The sequence below is a fragment of the Advenella faeciporci genome, from assembly GCF_014652395.1.
GTDB classification, from domain to species: Bacteria; Pseudomonadota; Gammaproteobacteria; order Burkholderiales; family Burkholderiaceae_B; genus Advenella; species Advenella faeciporci.
Genome location: NZ_BMYS01000003.1, coordinates 86659 through 103092, shown reverse-complemented (window position 1 = coordinate 103092; position 16434 = coordinate 86659). Strand labels below are relative to the sequence as shown.

Sequence of the window (16434 nt, the reverse complement as noted above, 5' to 3'; positions counted from 1 at the left end):
CAAGGGTTGTTGGATCAAACCGGTGTTTTTGTAAACAATGGGCTGTAAAAGCCCATTTTTTTATTGTATGGCTGATTTATATACTCTTACTGAACAAGCGATAGCTGGCCTTGGGGTCGAGCTGGTTGATGTCGAGCGTGCCGCGTTCGGGTTGCTGCGCGTAACCATAGATCGTGAAGATGGCGTGCGAATTGAGGACTGTGAGCAGGTTTCTCGCCAATTGTCGCGGGTGTTTGAAGTTGAAAATATTGACTATAAACGTCTTGAGGTCGGTTCGCCAGGTGTAGATCGTCCATTGCGTACGCTAGCCGACTTCAAACGGTTTGCCGGTGAACGGGTGGAAATTAAATTACGTGAAGCTGTAGATAATCGCAAAGCCTTTACCGGTATTTTGTCACAGGAAACAGCTTCTGATGGAACGCAGACAGGTCAATTCTGTCTGGAATTTGATGTTAAAAAGAACGAAACTCAAGTCATTGTTTTTGCATTTGAAGATGTTGAAAAGGCAAAACTTGATCCGGTTCTTGATTTCAAGGGTAAAAAGCGATGAGTCGCGAAATTCTTCTATTGGTTGATGCGTTAGCACGTGAAAAAAATGTGACACGTGAAGTGGTTTTTAGTGCGCTTGAGAGTGCGTTGGCCTCAGCCATGAAAAAACGTTTTAAAGAAGATGCTGATATTCGTGTAACGATAGATCGGGCTACGGGTACGCATGAAGGCTACCGTCGCTGGCTCGTCGTGCCCGATGAGGCTGGTTTGCAGGAACCTGATCGTCAGGAACTGTTTAGCGAAGCCCAAGAGATCAAGCCTGGGGTTCAGGAGGGCGAATACATTGAAGAGCCCCTTGAACCCGTTGAGTTTGGTCGTATTGGTGCGCAGGCTGCCAAACAGGCTATCCTGCAAAAAATCCGTGATGCCGAACGCGAACAGGTTCTTAATGACTTTCTTGATCGTGGGGAAAGCATTATTGCCGGTACGGTCAAGCGCCTTGATAAAGGCGATGCCATTATTGAAACCGGAAAAATAGAGGCCCGGCTTCCTCGCAGCGAAATGATTCCCAAGGAAAATCTGCGGGTTGGTGATCGTGTTCGTGCATGGGTGGCCAAGGTAGACCGTACTGCCCGTAACCAGCAAATCATTCTGTCCCGCACGGCACCCGAGTTTATTCGTGAACTGTTTGAAAATGAAGTTCCCGAGATCGAGCAGGGATTGCTTGAAATCAAGGCGGCAGCCCGTGATCCTGGTATGCGTGCCAAAATTGCCGTGGTAGCCTATGACAAAAGAATTGATCCAATTGGAACTTGTGTAGGTATGCGTGGTTCGCGTGTTACTGCGGTTCGTAATGAACTGGGTGGCGAGCAAGTGGATATTGTGCTGTGGGCAGATGATCCGGCCGAGTTCGTGATTGGTGCCCTGGCGCCTGCCAATGTAGAATCCATTCTTGTCGATGAAGAAAAACACGCCATGGATGTCGTGGTTGATGCTGAGAACTTGCCTAAGGCCATTGGTTCCAAAGGTCAGAACGTAAGGCTGGCCTCTGATCTGACCGGCTGGCAAATCAATATCATGACGCCCGAAGAAAATCGCAACCGGCAGGATGAAGAGCGTGCGGAAATGCGTGCCACATTCATCGAGAAACTGGATGTTGATGAAGAAATGGCAGATATCCTTATTGATGAAGGCTTTACCGGTCTGGAAGAAGTGGCTTATGTGCCTATTCAGGAGTTGCTTGAAATTGAAGGTTTCGATGAGGATACCGTCAACGAATTGCGTAACCGTGCCCGTACTGCTTTGTTGACCGAAGCCATCGTGCAGGAAGAACGGGTTGAAACCGCCCAGGATCTGTTGGATCTTGAGGGGCTGACACCGGCGCTTATTGCAAAGCTGGCCGAAGGTGGTGTTCAGACACGCGATGACCTGGCCGAGTTGTCTACCGATGAATTGTCGGAAATTACCGGCTTGTCAGAAGAAGAGGCTGGTGAATTGATTATCAAGGCACGGGCCCACTGGTTTGATGAAGATGAAAACTGATCTTCATATCTACAGTTTTAATCAGATTGCCTATTGAATGTTATTGAATTGTTGTGAAAGGGAAGAGAGAGCCTAATGCCCAGTATTACTGTTGCCCAGTTTGCCGTCGAACTGAAATTGCCTGCGAATATGTTGCTTGAACAGCTTCGTGCTGCAGGTGTAAATGTGAATTCTGTAGAGGATAATGTCACCGAGAGCGATAAAGCCAAGCTACTGGATTCCCTTCGCCGTGCGCATGGTGCAAAAGAGGGTAAGAAAATTACGGTAACACGTCGTGAAACGTCAGAAATCCGTCAGGCGGATAGTTCCGGGCGCTCTCGTACCATTCCGGTAGAAGTTCGTAAAAAACGGGTTTTTGTCAAGCGTGATATTGCCGAAGGTAAAGAAGCTGTCGCAGAGGCAGTCACGTCTGTGGCTCAGGTAACAGCGCCTGATCAGGCAGTAAAAACACAGCCTGAAGTCGTTGCAGGCCAAAAAGAAATTGTGCAAAAAGAAGAAAATGTATCGGTTGCACAAACTTCTGCTGCGAAAGTCGCTACTGAAGCGGTACAATTGCAAAACGCGCCGCAAGATAGTGCCCAATCAACCGCCAACGCATCTCCTGAAACGGTGCCTGGCGCTGTTCAGGCAACACTGCAGCAGCCAGAACCCGTTGCTGACAGTGTGGCAAAAGAAGTGAAATCCACAGAGCCTGACGGTATACCTCAGCCGCAAGTTCAACAATCCTCCGTCTTAACGGAAGAATCATCAATCACATCTCAACAGGTTGAGAAAAAAGAAGTGCATACTGAATCCAAAAATGTGCCGTCTGCTTCAGTAAAGGCTGATCAGAAACCAGCCCAGGCGTCGACGGTTAAAAACAAATCTCCAGAATCAGGCCGTGTCAATGAACAGCGTGATGGAAAGACATCACGACCGGCTGATCAAAAGTCATCCCAGGCTAAGCAGGGCGGCAGAAACGAAGTGGTCAGGGGCAAGGCGCCCATAGCCGCACCGGCTGTCAATAAAGATATGAATATCCGAAATAAAAAGCCTGTAGCAGAGCCAAGACGTGAGCCGGTGGAAACTGCCGCGCGTGAAGAAGCGCGTCGTCAGGCCGAAGCGGAGGCGGCTGCATTGCGTGATATGCTTAACCGTCCTCGCAAAGTATTGCGTGCGGCACCTGCCGCTGCTGAAGGAACTGAAGCGGCCAAGAAAACGGTCAAGAAAGAAGTCAAACCTGTTGCTGGCGCCAAAAAAACTGATCGTGACAGCAATTGGACTGATGGATCCCGTGGTAAAAAGCCCGTCGAGAAGCGGGCTGCAGCACCTGCCAAGGCTCAGGAAGAGGGATGGCGTGCCGGCGGCGGTCGTGGCAGCTCCAAAAACAATCGCAGGAATCAGCCACAGCAAGTCAAAGAGCCGGCAGCACCAGAATTTATTGCCCGTGATGTACATGTGCCTGAAACCATTTCAGTTGCAGATCTGGCCCATAAAATGTCAGTCAAGGCAGCAGAAGTTATCAAGCTGTTAATGAAAATGGGTCAAATGGTTACCATTAACCAGATTCTTGACCAGGAAACGGCCATGATCGTGGTTGAAGAATTGGGTCATCATGCCATTGCAGCCAAACTCGACGATCCCGAGGCATTCCTTGATGAAAGCGCCGAAAGCATCGATGTTGAATTGCTTCCGCGTGCCCCGGTTGTTACCGTGATGGGACACGTTGACCATGGTAAAACCTCCCTGCTTGACTATATCCGCCGTGCCAAAGTGGCCGTGGGTGAAGCAGGTGGCATTACCCAACATATTGGTGCTTACCGCGTTAAAACCGAAGCTGGTGTAGCCACCTTCCTTGATACACCCGGACACGAGGCGTTTACTGCCATGCGTGCACGTGGCGCCCAGGCAACTGATATTGTTATTCTGGTGGTGGCCGCAGATGACGGCGTTATGCCGCAAACGCGTGAAGCCATTCACCATGCCAAGGCGGCCGGTGTGCCTATGGTTGTGGCCATTAACAAGGTGGATAAACCCGAAGCCAACCCCGAGCGCGTGAAACAGGAGTTGGTTGCCGAGGAAGTGGTGCCTGAAGAGTACGGTGGTGATGTGCCATTTGTGCCCGTATCCGCCAAAACCGGTTTCGGTATTGATGACCTCATTGAAAACGTACTGTTGCAAGCCGAAGTGCTTGAGTTGAAAGCCCCGGTTGATGCCCCTGCCAAAGGTGTTGTGATTGAATCCAGTCTTGACAAGGGACGTGGTCCTGTTGCCACTATTCTGGTGCAAAGTGGTACGTTAAAACGTGGTGATGCCATTCTGGTTGGGGCAAGTTATGGTCGTGTACGTGCCATGCTTGATGAAACAGGTAAAAACATTCCAAAAGCGGGCCCATCCGTACCTGTCGAAATCCAGGGTTTGTCTGATGTGCCGGCCGCGGGTGACGAAGTCCAGGTGGTTATTGATGAGCGCAAGGCACGTGAAATTGCCTTGTTCCGTCAGGGTAAATTCCGTGACGTGAAACTGGCGCGCCAGCAGGCCGCCAAGCTCGAGTCCATGTTTGATAACATTGGCGAAGGCATGCAAACGCTTGAACTCATCATTAAAACCGATGTTCAGGGTTCTCAGGAAGCGCTGGTTCAATCACTGGTCAAGCTGTCTACCGATGAAATCCGGGTACGGGTTGTACATGCCGCAGTGGGTGGGATCTCTGAAAGCGACGTGAACCTGGCGATTGCATCCAATGCAGTTATTATTGGCTTCAACGTACGTGCAGACCAAAGTGCGAAAAAGCTGGCCGAATCCAATGGCATTGATATTCGCTACTACAACATTATTTATGATGCGGTAGATGAAGTGAAAAGTGCCATGTCAGGTATGCTGGCACCCGAAAAACGCGAAGAAGTTATTGGTATGGTTGAAATTCGCGAGGTTTACAGTATTTCCCGTATTGGTAAAGTGGCCGGATGTATGGTTACTGATGGAATGGTACGCCGGGATTCGCAAGTGCGCCTGCTGCGCAATCATGTGGTTATCTGGGCCGGTTATATCGACTCCCTCAAACGCTTCAAGGATGATGCCAAAGAAGTCAAAGCCGGTTTCGATTGCGGCATCACCTTAAAGGGCAACAATGATATTGAAGTGGGCGATCAGCTTGAGATCTTCGAAATCAAAGAAATTGCCCGTACGCTGTAAATTTTATTATGAATCGACACAAGTCAAAATCACCTGCCAGCCGCAATGTGCGACTGGCAGATCAGATACAGAAAGATCTGGCAGTCCTTGTCCAGCGTGAGTTGGATATGTCCCGTGTAGGCCTTATTACCCTGACCGGGGTTGATCTAAGTGCTGATTATGCGCATGCCAAAGTGTATTTCACTGTTCTGGGTGCAGAGCCTGATGTGGCCTCTGCCGCCCTGAATGAAAAGGCGGGCTGGTTGCATTCATTGCTGTTTAAAATGCTGCATATTCATACGGTGCCCACTTTGCGTTTCATTCATGATGAGCAGATGGCGCGTGGCATTGAGATGACACAGCTTATAGATCGCGCAAACCGTCCGGAAGATTTTCCTGTGCAAACAGATAATCTTGATGATATTGAAACAGGCAAAAAATAATTGCCTGGTATTTGGGTAAACAAATGGGACGAAGGAAAGGTCTGGACATTACCGGGGTGCTGCTGCTTGATAAACCAGTAGATTTATCAAGCAACCATGCCCTGCAAAGAGCCAGACGTGCTATGGATGCAAAAAAAGCCGGTCATACAGGAACCTTGGATCCCTTTGCGACCGGCTTGTTAGTCTGCTGTTTTGGAAAAGCGACTAAAATATGTGGTCCCATGCTGAATGTGGATAAAAAATATATTGCCACGCTTCAGTTGGGTTCGGAAACCGATTCGGGCGACCTGACAGGTGCTGTCGTTCAGGAAGCAGCGGGTTTTACCGGTATTACAGCAGAACAGTTAAACAAGGTATTACCCGATTTTTTGGGTGAAATACAGCAAATTCCGCCGATGTATTCGGCCTTGAAGCGGGATGGGCGTCCGCTTTATGAATATGCACGCCAGGGAATAGAGCTTGAGCGTGAACCTCGTACAATTACCATCTACGAAATAAATGTGTTGCGTGTTCAACCTGAGATGGTTGAGTTGGAAGTGTTCTGCAGTAAAGGAACTTATATACGCACACTTGCCCAGGATATTGGAAGGGCATTGGGTTGCTTTGCGCACCTTATTGCCTTGCGGCGAACGGCTGTTGGCCCGTTTACCATAGATGATGCAATTGACCTGGCCTCATTGCAGAGTATGGAATCACCGGTTGACACGCTGAGAGCCCTGGATGAACTACCAGACGGCCTGGTGCCGTTAAAACTACTTCAAAAGGAAATACTATGAGCCAAGCGCTCCGTAACGTTGCGATTATTGCTCACGTTGACCATGGTAAAACAACCATGGTTGACCAGTTATTACATCAGGCGGGTACGTTCCGTGATAACCAGCATATTGCTGAACGTGTCATGGACTCCGGTGATATCGAAAAAGAACGCGGCATTACCATTCTTTCAAAGAACTGTGCCGTTGAATACGAAGGTACCCACATCAACATTATTGATACTCCCGGACACGCCGACTTTGGTGGTGAGGTGGAACGTGTATTGTCGATGGTTGATGGTGTCTTGCTGCTGGTTGATGCGGTGGAAGGTCCTATGCCACAAACCCGTTTTGTGACCAAAAAAGCGCTTGCCCTTGGTTTGAAACCCATTGTTGTGGTTAATAAAATTGACCGTCCCGGCGCACGTCCCGATTTTGTTATCAATACTACTTTCGACTTGTTTGACAAGCTTGGCGCGACAGAAGAACAGCTTGACTTTCCGGTCATTTACGCCTCAGGCCTGTCTGGTTTTGCGGGTCTGACTGATGATGTGCGTGAAGGCGATATGCGTCCCTTGTTTGACGCTATTTTGAAACACGTTCCACAGCGCAATGATGACAAAGATGCTCCTTTGCAAATGCAAATCATCTCACTTGACTACAACAGCTATGTGGGCAAGATTGGTGTTGGTCGTGTCAACCGTGGCCGCATTCGTGCCGGTCAAGAGGTTGTGGTCAAATTTGGTGAGGATGGTGCAAGCTCCAAAGGGCGTGTAAACCAGGTTCTCAAGTTCCAGGGCCTGGAGCGTGTTCAGGTGGATTCCGCTGAAGCCGGCGACATTGTCCTGATTAACGGTATTGATGAAATTGGTATTGGCTGCACCTTGTGTGATCCGTCCAGGCCTGAAGCCCTTCCAATGCTGAAAATTGATGAACCCACTTTAACCATGAACTTTATGGTTAATACATCACCGTTGGCAGGCCGTGAGGGTAAGTTCGTGACCAGTCGCCAGATTCGTGATCGCCTGAATCTTGAGCTGAAATCCAATGTGGCCCTGCGTGTAAAAGATACCGATGATGATACCGTCTTTGAAGTATCTGGCCGTGGTGAGCTGCACCTGACCATTTTGCTTGAAAACATGCGTCGCGAAGGCTATGAGCTGGCTGTATCCCGTCCCCGCGTGGTTTACAAGGAAATTGATGGTGTACGTTGCGAACCGCTGGAGCTGTTAACCATTGACCTTGAAGATGAACATCAGGGCGGGGTGATGGAAGAGTTGGGGCGTCGTAAAGGCGAGTTGCTTGATATGCAATCTGACGGCCGTGGCCGTACCCGTCTGGAGTACCGTATTCCTGCCCGTGGCCTTATTGGTTTCTCAACCGAGTTTATGTCAATGACACGCGGAACGGGTCTGATGAGCCATATTTTTGATGAGTATGCTCCTGTACGTGAAGGTAGCATAGGTGAGCGTCGCAATGGTGTTCTGATCAGTCAGGATAACGGTGATGCCGTGGCTTATGCCTTGTGGAAATTGCAAGACCGTGGCCGTATGTTTGTGTCACCCGGTGAGCCTTTGTATGAAGGCATGATTATCGGTATTCACAGTCGCGATAATGACTTGGTGGTTAACCCCATCAAGGGCAAGCAATTAACCAATATCCGTGCATCAGGCACCGATGAAGCAGTGCGTCTGGTACCACCCATCAAGCTGAATCTGGAATACGCGGTCGAGTTCATTGATGATGATGAGCTGGTTGAAGTTACGCCTAAAAGCATACGTTTGCGCAAGCGTTACCTGCTTGAGCATGAGCGTAAGCGTGCTTCCCGTGAGAATGCCGGTTTGTAATTTTAAGATCCGGTAAAAAACAGCTGGCAAATAAACGGCACCTTCAGGTAAGGCTATCGGCCTCATCTGAAGGTGCCGTTTTTATGTGTGATAAAAATTGATTTTAATCATAAGCCATGTATTTACAGTGGTTTTATGGTTTACGTCATAAGATTTCAATGTTAGTATCAGACGGTATCCTCTGTTTGTAATTTAAAGTGTGATCAATTTAACTTTCCTTATATGAATGTGAACCGGATTTCTCCGCCTAAAGGTATTTCATACAGGTATGTATTCCTATACTTGTGTCTGGCCTTGTTTGCGTTGCGTTCGCTCATACCGGTTGGTTATATGCCCAATATGCAGGCTCTTGGTCAGGGCAAGATAGAGATCATTATTTGTACACCTGCGGGAACCCAGTCCACTTTTGTTTCAATCGAAACTCCCCACCATCAGCCCGACCCGGACAATGCCTATGATGGCATGTTAAGTTGCCCTTTCAGCGTTGTTAATGCGCAAGGCATGCTAGCGGGTTCCCCTGGTTTAGGCGTTGAAGTTTTCAATTTGCCCGAGTTGGTTGTTCCCTCTCTCAACCAGTCCCAGGTAATCAACGTCCGCCTGTCAGGGCCGCCGCTAGGTTCAAGAGCGCCTCCTTTGGTATTCTAATAAGTAAAATCAACCCGTCAATCGGGAGGTTGTTAAGTGCTCATTCAATGTTGAGCTTCTAGACCAGGCTTGCCATGATTGCAGTATTTAACGATACGCTTCCACCTTGAACAGTTTTGACTGGCATAAACCACGCTTTTATATTTTCTCCTGATAAAAACACGGTTTTAACCTATCATTTCCCATTCTGTTCAAGGGGGATTTTGAATGCTTTATTTAACTTGAATGCATGCAATGTCAACGAATCAAAAACGCAGGTTGTTGCTAACAGGCTTGGGTGTATTGCCCCTTATGCTTGTTGCTTGTAGTAAAGAAAAGCCGCTTGTTGTCCATGGCAAAGACCTTACTGGTGCAAGCTTTGGGCGTGATTTCAATTTACAGGGACCTGACGGCAAACGCTATACGGTCAAAGATTTCAAGGGCAAAGCGCTCATGATTTTTTTTGGGTTTACCCAGTGTCCCGATGTCTGTCCTACAGCCCTGGCGCGTGCTGTTGAAATTAAAAACCTGTTGGGTGAAGATGCGGATAAATTACAGGTGATTTTCATCACTATAGATCCGGAACGTGATACCCCGGAAATGCTGGCAGCTTATACCGATGCCTTTGATCCTTCTTTTCTTGGGCTTTACGGTACGCTGGATGAAACGCAAACTGTCGCGAAAGAATTCAAAATTTATTATAAAAAAGTGCCAACAGGTTCTTCCTACACAATGGATCACAGCGCGCTAAGTTACGTTTTTGATACCAATGGCAAATTAAGAATATCTTTGCCACATGCGCAAAGTGCAGAACAGTGCGCAGAAGATATTCGTCAATTACTGGCATAATTTTAGAAAATCAATCCCTATACAGAGGAATACCATGAAGTTCTTGATTAAACCGATTAATTCAGTCCTGATTATTTCAGCTGCTTTGTTTTCAGCGTCAGCAAGTGCTGCTGTCACCGTTGAAGATGCCTGGGTTCGCGCTACTGTGCAAGGGCAGCAGGCAACGGGTGCTTTCATGAAATTGACATCCGATACAGATGGAAAACTGATTGAAGCCAAATCCAATATTTCCAAAGCAGTGGAAATACATGAAATGGCCATGCAGGACGATGTCATGAAAATGCGCCAGATCCCCAGTCTTGATTTACCCAATGGGAAGCAGGTTGAATTGAAACCCGGTGGCTATCACATCATGTTTATCGACTTGCATCACCAGGTCAAGGAAAATGACGAGATTGATCTTCAGCTTGTTGTTGAAAATAAAGATGGAAGCAAAGAAACCATCAATATTAAAGCACCGGCCAGACCTTTGGCAAAGTCTGCTGAAAGCTCAATGCATGGTCATGGGCAGCCTGTGCAAATGAACAAGCACGGCCATTAATTTTTGTGATCCGGCTTCAGGCCGGATCTTATTTTCTTGTTTATGAAATTCTCTGTAAAAACACTTAAATTCTTTATTCCGGTTCTGCTGATGGCCGGTATTTCATGGTTGGCTGTTGATTATTTCAAAGAGCCCGACTATGAATGGATTGAAATCTGCACTGCCGAAGGTGTAAAAAGAGTCAAGTACGATGATCAGGGCAATTTGCTGGCGGAAGAATGGATTAGTCAAATTCCTGCTCATTTGCTTTTGGTGGAGGAAAACCCAAATGCAGTGCAAAGCCAGGTAACTGAAGCAAAATTGATTGAGTTGGATAATGTAGAGGTTGATCGATGCTGGGTAAGATTATTGCCTGGAAATTTACCTGCTGCCACTTACTTCGAATTAAAGAATAACTCTGGCAAGGAGCTTGTTTTAAACGCTATTAAAACCCGGTCTTATGCTTCGGCCATTATGCATGAAAACGTCAGCAAGAAGGGTATGACTACCATGGAAAGTCTTGATGAGATAAGTATCGCCGCTAACGGATCACTGTCTTTTTCAGTGAATACGTATCACATTATGCTAGAGAATAAACAGGCAGACATCAAGCCGGGAGATTTCATCTCATTGCAATTCTATTTTCAGGACACAGGCATGAAAACAGTGCAATGCAAAGTCAACCCACCGAATTCTTTGAGCTATTAAGCGTTGAATTTCGCTTTTGCTTAATAAATAAGCAGATATTTAAATATTATTAAAATTCAATAACATACGATTCTTTTACAGAATTGTTAAAGTGCTATTCACATTTTTGTTCTCTTTTTTTGTTAATAACTTATTAATTTCCAAAAATGTTAACAACACTGTTAGTAAATTGTGTGTAAGCTGTGAATGTCCTGTGAATAGATATTTTGAACCAAATGGCCATCTTTTTTAAATTCCTGATTATATTTTTAGTGCTGTTTTGGCTTGCGCGTTTTTTTAGTCGTAAAATTAACCGGCTTTGGTCAGGTACCATCGGTGTAGCCATCCAATGGCTTAATGACAATGGTGCACGCATGATGAAGTTTATGTTTATCCTGGCGGGGGTGTTGTTTTTAGTTTTTTTATTTCAATGGAGCAGAACAGGCTAAGCCAAGCCAGTGTCCCTGTCTAAGGTGCTGTTTTTCACAAGCTCGATATTTTCGCGGGATTATAAGATACAAATTCTCCGGAACCGGCTGGTTTACCCGTTCCGGATTTTTGTTTTCCTGCACAAAAAAGTTTATGCCATGAATACAATTAATCGCTTTAGCGATTCTGATTGCCGGTAGACCCCCGGCGTGATTGTGTTTGATTGCTTCCACCAATGTGTGCTTCACGATCGCTACGGCTTTCAGGGGTTCGTTGGCCTTGATTTAACTGTGTGGGATGCTTTTTGCCTTGTTGGTTGGTGTCATTGCTGACTTTACCGGTGTGTGGTTCTTTTTTATCATTGGCATTTGAGTGAGACGTCATAGCTTGCTCCTGGTGGTTAGAAACACTAATAATTTCATCTACGTTTTAACGTTACAGTAAGCCTTGAGCGACCGCAAGCATATACACTAATTGATGCAATTTCAGATTTGGCCTTTTGCCATATATCGTCATCTTATGTTAAAAAGTGTTATTCACATGGAGCTGTTCAATGGCAAAAAACAATATTGGTAAAAATAATTTTTCAAAAAAATATAGGGTGGATGATGGTGGTAAATTTCAGCTGAAAGACTGTAAAACCGCTCCTGATGAGAAAATTAACGAAAACGAGGCAGAAGCTGAACTCAAGGAGATGGTTGAAGAGATTTCCGATCTCCAGAATGTTTTGTACGCTGACAATAAATGGTCATTATTGCTTATTTTTCAGGCCATGGATGCCGCGGGAAAAGATTCCACCATCAAAAACATATTGTCGGGCGTTAATCCTCAGGGATGTGAGGTTTATGCTTTTGGCCGCCCATCAGTAGAAGAACTGGGACATGATTTTTTATGGCGCACCAGTAAATGTTTGCCACAGCGTGGAAACATTGGTGTTTTTAACCGTTCCTACTATGAAGAAACCCTGGTTGCGCGGGTGCATCCCGAACTGTTAAAAGCGCAGAACCTGCCCAATAATCTGGTGACGGAAAATATTTGGGAAGAGCGGTTGGATGATATTTGCGCTTTTGAAAAACATATGGCACGCAATGGCACCAGGATTTTAAAGTTTTTTCTTTATCTGTCTCCTGAAGAGCAAAAAGCAAGATTCATAGAGCGGATTGATAATCCCAAGAAAAACTGGAAATTTGATAAAAATGATCTTTATGAGCGTACTTTTTGGAAAAAGTACATGTATGCCTATGAAGAAACCATTAGACATACCGCTTGTGAGCATGCCCCCTGGTATGTGATTCCGGCAGATAATAAAGCGTACGCCAGGCTGGCCGTGGCAGATGCAGTACTGTCCACCCTGAAGGATCTTGACTTGCAATACCCAAGTTTAAGCAATGAAATTATTGTATCCCTTAAGTCTTACAAGGATATTCTTGATAAAGAAGAGCGTGATATATACAAAATATAAATGCTGGCACTTTTTTTGGCCTGATATGGGGGGGCATCGCGCTATTGCAATATTTTAATAACTGACACTTTAAAACCACAAAAAAATAAAAAAATTGCATAAAAATCCTGAAGCACTTGTCACATTGGCTGGTTTGTTGCATAATTTCATTCTTATTTGATCCCCGATAGCTCAGACGGTAGAGCGACGGACTGTTAATCCGCAGGTCACTGGTTCGATCCCAGTTCGGGGAGCCAAATTTTAAAATCTGTTTTTATGGATTTTAAATCTGGAAAATTAAAATCCAGAAATTCAAAAATTATATTTTGCTGTCATGTTCTTGCAATTTTATGATTTTTGTTGCTATAATAGCTTTCTTATTCCCCGATAGCTCAGACGGTAGAGCGACGGACTGTTAATCCGCAGGTCACTGGTTCGATCCCAGTTCGGGGAGCCAAAATTCTAAAAAAGCCGGTCATCATGGATTTGATGGCCGGCTTTTTTCTTGTCTGTCTCTGTATAAATCACTGGTTATTTATTGGGTCTCGACGGAATACCTTTCAGACAAAATTATACGTTTCCCTTATATGGATTACTTTTTAACACCATAAAAAATAAATAATTGTTTTAAGGTTTAAGTGTAAGTGTTAAAAGCTTGAAAATAACTACCTAAAATAAATCCGTTGTTAAAATGAACATTCTTATACTTGGGTGTTTGCCAAAAACCATAGTCTTTAATCGACTGGATGACCGACCATGGCTGCGGTACGCGGATGTTCATCTTCCGGGATGGTTGGTGGCATGTAAATTAAGTGCTTTGGCAGATATTGCGGGCAATGATAAAACCAGGCTGCTGAATTTTAAGGACAAAAAGAAGCGTGACATGTAGCAGCTATATGTTAAACGTAGTTTGATTTATTCACATCAGAGCGAATAAGTATATTAATTAGCCTGCATCAAGACAAATCACTTTTCCGCTTATGAATATTACCTGTTGTTTTTTTTAGAATATGATGGCTTGAATAACTTTTGCTTGACTCGTTACGGTCTCTGGCGTTCAATGCGGATATGTCATACTTGACAGGGATATAAATATTAAGCCATTGGTCTTATTCAAATAAATATTAAAACAATGGCTGGTTCTACCGCTTGATTGCTGTTTCATCAGTTGAATTTCGCAATCAATTTGTTTGTGAGTGAAGTCACGGTTTCACAAGTAGGCATGAGGGAGGAAGTGTCATGAGAGAGTACAAGAAGCTATGGTGGACGTTAATCGCCGTTCTGGCGATCACCTTTACAATCCTTGGGGTGGCCGGAGTAGAGGTCTACAAGCATGTGCCCCCCATTCCCAATCAGGTGGTCACACCTTCTGGCAAGGTCTTGATGACCAAAGACGATATTTTGAATGGCCAAACGGCCTGGCAAAGTACCGGTGGAATGCAGATCGGTTCCATTTGGGGGCATGGTGCCTACCAGGCCCCTGACTGGACGGCAGACTGGTTGCATCGGGAACTGATGGCCTGGCTGGATCTGGCTGCGCTGGACAAATATGGCAAGTCATATGATGAGTTGGATTTTGATAGTCAGGCAAGCCTGAATTATGCGGCCAAAAAAGAGTTCAGGACCAATACCCTGAATGAAGAAACAGGTGTGGTGACGGTGTCCGAACGCCGCGCAAAGGCCATTGAGCAAACGGCGGACCATTATTTCAGGCTGTATGGTGATGATCCTGCGCTGCAGCAAATGCGAGACAACTATGCCATGAAAGAAAATACCCTGCCTAATGATGCACGCAGGCAGGCGTTAGGCAAATTCTTTTTCTGGACTTCCTGGGCGGCCTCTACCGAAAGACCGGGCAGCGTGGCAACGTATACCAATAACTGGCCACCCGAGCCTTTGATTGATAACCAGCCGACAACCGAAAACGTACTGTGGTCTTTGGCCTGCGTGATTATCCTGATTGCCGGAACCGGTTTTCTGGTAATGGGTTGGGCATTTTTACGCCGCCATGAGCCAGAGCCCCAGGCACCTGCCAATGACCCGCTTTCGCTGGTGGGGCTAACCCCGTCACAAAAAGCCTTGGGCAAGTATTTGTTTGTCGTGGTTGCCTTGTTTGCCGCGCAGGTTCTGTTGGGTGGATTTACCGCGCACTATACTATCGAGGGGCAGCATTTTTATGGGATTGATGTTTCACAGTGGTTTCCTTACTCATTAACCCGCACCTGGCACTTGCAACTGGCCATTTTCTGGATTGCCACAGCATTTTTAAGTGTTGGCCTGTTTCTGGGGCCATTGGTTAACGGCGGGAAAGATCCTCCGTATCAAAAGCTGGGGGTGAATATATTGTTTGTGGCCTTGGTGGTGGTTGTGGTGGGAACATTGACCGGTAATTTCCTGGCCATCAAGCAGGTTATGCCAGAACACCTGAATTTCTGGTTGGGTCACCAGGGGTATGAATATCTGGATCTTGGCCGGGTTTGGCAGCTGGCTTTGTTTATTGGTATTGTTTTCTGGCTGGGACTGATGCTTCGGGCCTTTATACCTGCACTGAAGCAGGGCGGTGATAAAAACCTGCTGGCCCTGCTGTGTACGTCAACCATTGCGATAGGTTTGTTTTATGGTACCGGCCTGTTTTATGGTGAACGCACCAATATCACGATTATGGAATACTGGCGCTGGTGGGTGGTGCACTTGTGGGTAGAGGGGATCTTTGAGGTTTTTGCCACAACCGCTTTGGCTTTTGTTTTTTCCAGTATGGGCCTGGTTTCCCGGCGGATGGCAACCACGGCCAGTCTGGCGGCTGCCTCACTGTTTATGGTGGGTGGCGTACCCGGCACTTTTCATCACCTCTATTTCTCGGGCACCACAACGCCTATTATGGCGATTGGTGCCGCGTTTAGCGCGCTGGAGGTTGTGCCTTTGATTCTGCTGGGCTATGAGGCATGGGAGCACTGGAGCCTGAGAACACGCGCACCATGGATGGAAAAAGTGAAGTGGCCATTGATGTGTTTTGTGGCCGTTGCATTCTGGAATATGGTGGGCGCCGGTATTTTTGGTTTCATGATTAATACACCGATTGCCTTGTTCTACCTGCAAGGCTTGAACACGACGGCTGTGCATGCACATGCTGCCCTGTTTGGCGTATATGGGTTCCTGGCCATTGGTTTTGTGCTGCTGGTACTGCGTTATATCAAGCCAGGTTTTGTGTTTAGCGATAAATTGATGGGTACCGGTTTCTGGTGGCTGAATGCAGGCCTGGTGTTAATGATTTTAACCAGCCTGTTGCCGGTTGGGCTGTTTCAGTTTGAAGCCAGTGTGGGGGTGGGAATGTGGTATGCGCGTAGTGATACCTTCCTGCAGCAGGGATTTTTGGAAACCTTGCGCTGGATTCGCACTTTTGGTGATGTCGTGTTTATTGTGGGTGCTTTTTCGGTTGGCTGGCAGGTTGTGCTTGGCCTGCTTCATTCGGGGGATTACGATGCCAGTGTTACGGCTGGTGGTGTTGCGCATGCCAGGGCTTCGTCCAGAAAAGAGTTGTAATTTTTAGCGTAATGCTACAGAATCAAGGAAATCGTGGTTTGGGTGTGAATCGCTTAATTGCATGGTAATGCCCAAACTCTTACCGGGACTGAATCCTGTCATTGGCAGGACTCAGTCC

Annotated in this window: 14 protein-coding genes and 2 tRNA genes; 15 read left to right on the top strand and 1 reads right to left on the bottom strand. The window is 46.4% G+C overall.

What is annotated here, in order from left to right; all coding sequences use genetic code 11:
• Positions 1–67: 67 nt before the first annotated feature.
• The 11 genes from rimP to IE074_RS03585 all read left to right on the top strand — a co-directional run bounded on the left by rimP (position 68) and on the right by IE074_RS03585 (position 11355).
• Positions 68–550: a ribosome maturation factor RimP gene (rimP, locus tag IE074_RS03635; protein WP_189384095.1), complete on the top strand. Its 483-nt coding sequence runs from the start codon at positions 68–70 to the stop codon at positions 548–550.
• A complete protein-coding gene (nusA, locus tag IE074_RS03630; RefSeq protein ID WP_189384094.1) occupies positions 547–2031 on the top strand; it encodes a transcription termination factor NusA in 1485 nt (494 codons plus the stop codon). The genes rimP and nusA overlap by 4 nt, the downstream gene beginning before the upstream one ends.
• A gap of 75 nt (positions 2032–2106) precedes the next feature.
• Entirely contained in the window at positions 2107–5205 is a 3099-nt protein-coding gene (gene infB, locus IE074_RS03625; protein ID WP_189384093.1) for a translation initiation factor IF-2, read from the top strand.
• 8 nt (positions 5206–5213) lie between these two features.
• Positions 5214–5627, top strand: coding sequence for a 30S ribosome-binding factor RbfA (gene rbfA / locus IE074_RS03620; RefSeq protein WP_189384092.1), 414 nt, complete (start codon positions 5214–5216; stop codon positions 5625–5627).
• Between the two features lie 23 nt (positions 5628–5650).
• Complete coding sequence (truB, locus tag IE074_RS03615; RefSeq protein WP_189384091.1) at positions 5651–6403, top strand: tRNA pseudouridine(55) synthase TruB; 753 nt, start codon at positions 5651–5653, stop codon at positions 6401–6403.
• Positions 6400–8226: a translational GTPase TypA gene (typA, locus tag IE074_RS03610; protein ID WP_189384090.1), complete on the top strand. Its 1827-nt coding sequence runs from the start codon at positions 6400–6402 to the stop codon at positions 8224–8226. Before truB ends, typA begins: the two co-directional genes overlap by 4 nt.
• Before the next feature lie 330 nt (positions 8227–8556).
• A complete protein-coding gene (locus IE074_RS03605; protein ID WP_189384089.1) occupies positions 8557–8871 on the top strand; it encodes a hypothetical protein in 315 nt (104 codons plus the stop codon).
• Positions 8872–9105: 234 nt separating this feature from the next.
• Positions 9106–9699, top strand: coding sequence for an SCO family protein (locus IE074_RS03600; RefSeq protein ID WP_189384088.1), 594 nt, complete (start codon positions 9106–9108; stop codon positions 9697–9699).
• A gap of 34 nt (positions 9700–9733) precedes the next feature.
• Positions 9734–10240 (top strand): copper chaperone PCu(A)C, encoded by a 507-nt coding sequence (locus IE074_RS03595; RefSeq protein WP_189384087.1) that lies wholly within the window; start codon positions 9734–9736, stop codon positions 10238–10240.
• A gap of 42 nt (positions 10241–10282) precedes the next feature.
• Entirely contained in the window at positions 10283–10927 is a 645-nt protein-coding gene (locus tag IE074_RS03590; protein ID WP_189384086.1) for a copper chaperone PCu(A)C, read from the top strand.
• Positions 10928–11142: 215 nt separating this feature from the next.
• On the top strand, positions 11143–11355 hold the full coding sequence (locus tag IE074_RS03585; RefSeq protein ID WP_189384085.1) for a hypothetical protein: 213 nt from the start codon (positions 11143–11145) through the stop codon (positions 11353–11355).
• A gap of 157 nt (positions 11356–11512) precedes the next feature.
• Here the strand turns inward: IE074_RS03585 and IE074_RS03580 are convergent, their stop codons facing one another.
• Entirely contained in the window at positions 11513–11719 is a 207-nt protein-coding gene (locus IE074_RS03580) for a hypothetical protein (RefSeq protein WP_189384084.1), read from the bottom strand.
• A gap of 169 nt (positions 11720–11888) precedes the next feature.
• Between IE074_RS03580 and IE074_RS03575 the strand changes: the two genes are divergently transcribed.
• The 4 genes from IE074_RS03575 to IE074_RS03560 all read left to right on the top strand — a co-directional run bounded on the left by IE074_RS03575 (position 11889) and on the right by IE074_RS03560 (position 16316).
• Positions 11889–12797 carry a polyphosphate kinase 2 family protein gene (locus IE074_RS03575; RefSeq protein ID WP_189384083.1) on the top strand — a complete coding sequence of 303 codons (909 nt, stop codon included), beginning with the start codon at positions 11889–11891 and terminating at the stop codon, positions 12795–12797.
• Positions 12798–12957: 160 nt separating this feature from the next.
• Positions 12958–13033: transfer RNA gene (locus IE074_RS03570), tRNA-Asn, on the top strand.
• A 124-nt stretch (positions 13034–13157) separates the two neighbouring features.
• Positions 13158–13233, top strand: a tRNA-Asn gene (locus tag IE074_RS03565).
• A 782-nt stretch (positions 13234–14015) separates the two neighbouring features.
• Positions 14016–16316, top strand: coding sequence for a nitric-oxide reductase large subunit (locus IE074_RS03560; RefSeq protein WP_189384082.1), 2301 nt, complete (start codon positions 14016–14018; stop codon positions 16314–16316).
• Positions 16317–16434 lie beyond the last annotated feature (118 nt).

Bases quoted from the DNA above. Each gene is read 5' to 3' on its own strand.
- rimP (WP_189384095.1), top strand. From the start codon at position 68: ATGGCTGATTTATATACTCTTACTGAACAAGCGATAGCTGGCCTTGGG.
- nusA (WP_189384094.1), top strand. From the start codon at position 547: ATGAGTCGCGAAATTCTTCTATTGGTTGATGCGTTAGCACGTGAAAAA.
- infB (WP_189384093.1), top strand. From the start codon at position 2,107: ATGCCCAGTATTACTGTTGCCCAGTTTGCCGTCGAACTGAAATTGCCT.
- rbfA (WP_189384092.1), top strand. From the start codon at position 5,214: ATGAATCGACACAAGTCAAAATCACCTGCCAGCCGCAATGTGCGACTG.
- truB (WP_189384091.1), top strand. From the start codon at position 5,651: ATGGGACGAAGGAAAGGTCTGGACATTACCGGGGTGCTGCTGCTTGAT.
- typA (WP_189384090.1), top strand. From the start codon at position 6,400: ATGAGCCAAGCGCTCCGTAACGTTGCGATTATTGCTCACGTTGACCAT.
- IE074_RS03605 (WP_189384089.1), top strand. From the start codon at position 8,557: ATGCCCAATATGCAGGCTCTTGGTCAGGGCAAGATAGAGATCATTATT.
- IE074_RS03600 (WP_189384088.1), top strand. From the start codon at position 9,106: ATGTCAACGAATCAAAAACGCAGGTTGTTGCTAACAGGCTTGGGTGTA.
- IE074_RS03595 (WP_189384087.1), top strand. From the start codon at position 9,734: ATGAAGTTCTTGATTAAACCGATTAATTCAGTCCTGATTATTTCAGCT.
- IE074_RS03590 (WP_189384086.1), top strand. From the start codon at position 10,283: ATGAAATTCTCTGTAAAAACACTTAAATTCTTTATTCCGGTTCTGCTG.
- IE074_RS03585 (WP_189384085.1), top strand. From the start codon at position 11,143: ATGGCCATCTTTTTTAAATTCCTGATTATATTTTTAGTGCTGTTTTGG.
- IE074_RS03580 (WP_189384084.1), bottom strand. From the start codon at position 11,719: ATGACGTCTCACTCAAATGCCAATGATAAAAAAGAACCACACACCGGT.
- IE074_RS03575 (WP_189384083.1), top strand. From the start codon at position 11,889: ATGGCAAAAAACAATATTGGTAAAAATAATTTTTCAAAAAAATATAGG.
- IE074_RS03560 (WP_189384082.1), top strand. From the start codon at position 14,016: ATGAGAGAGTACAAGAAGCTATGGTGGACGTTAATCGCCGTTCTGGCG.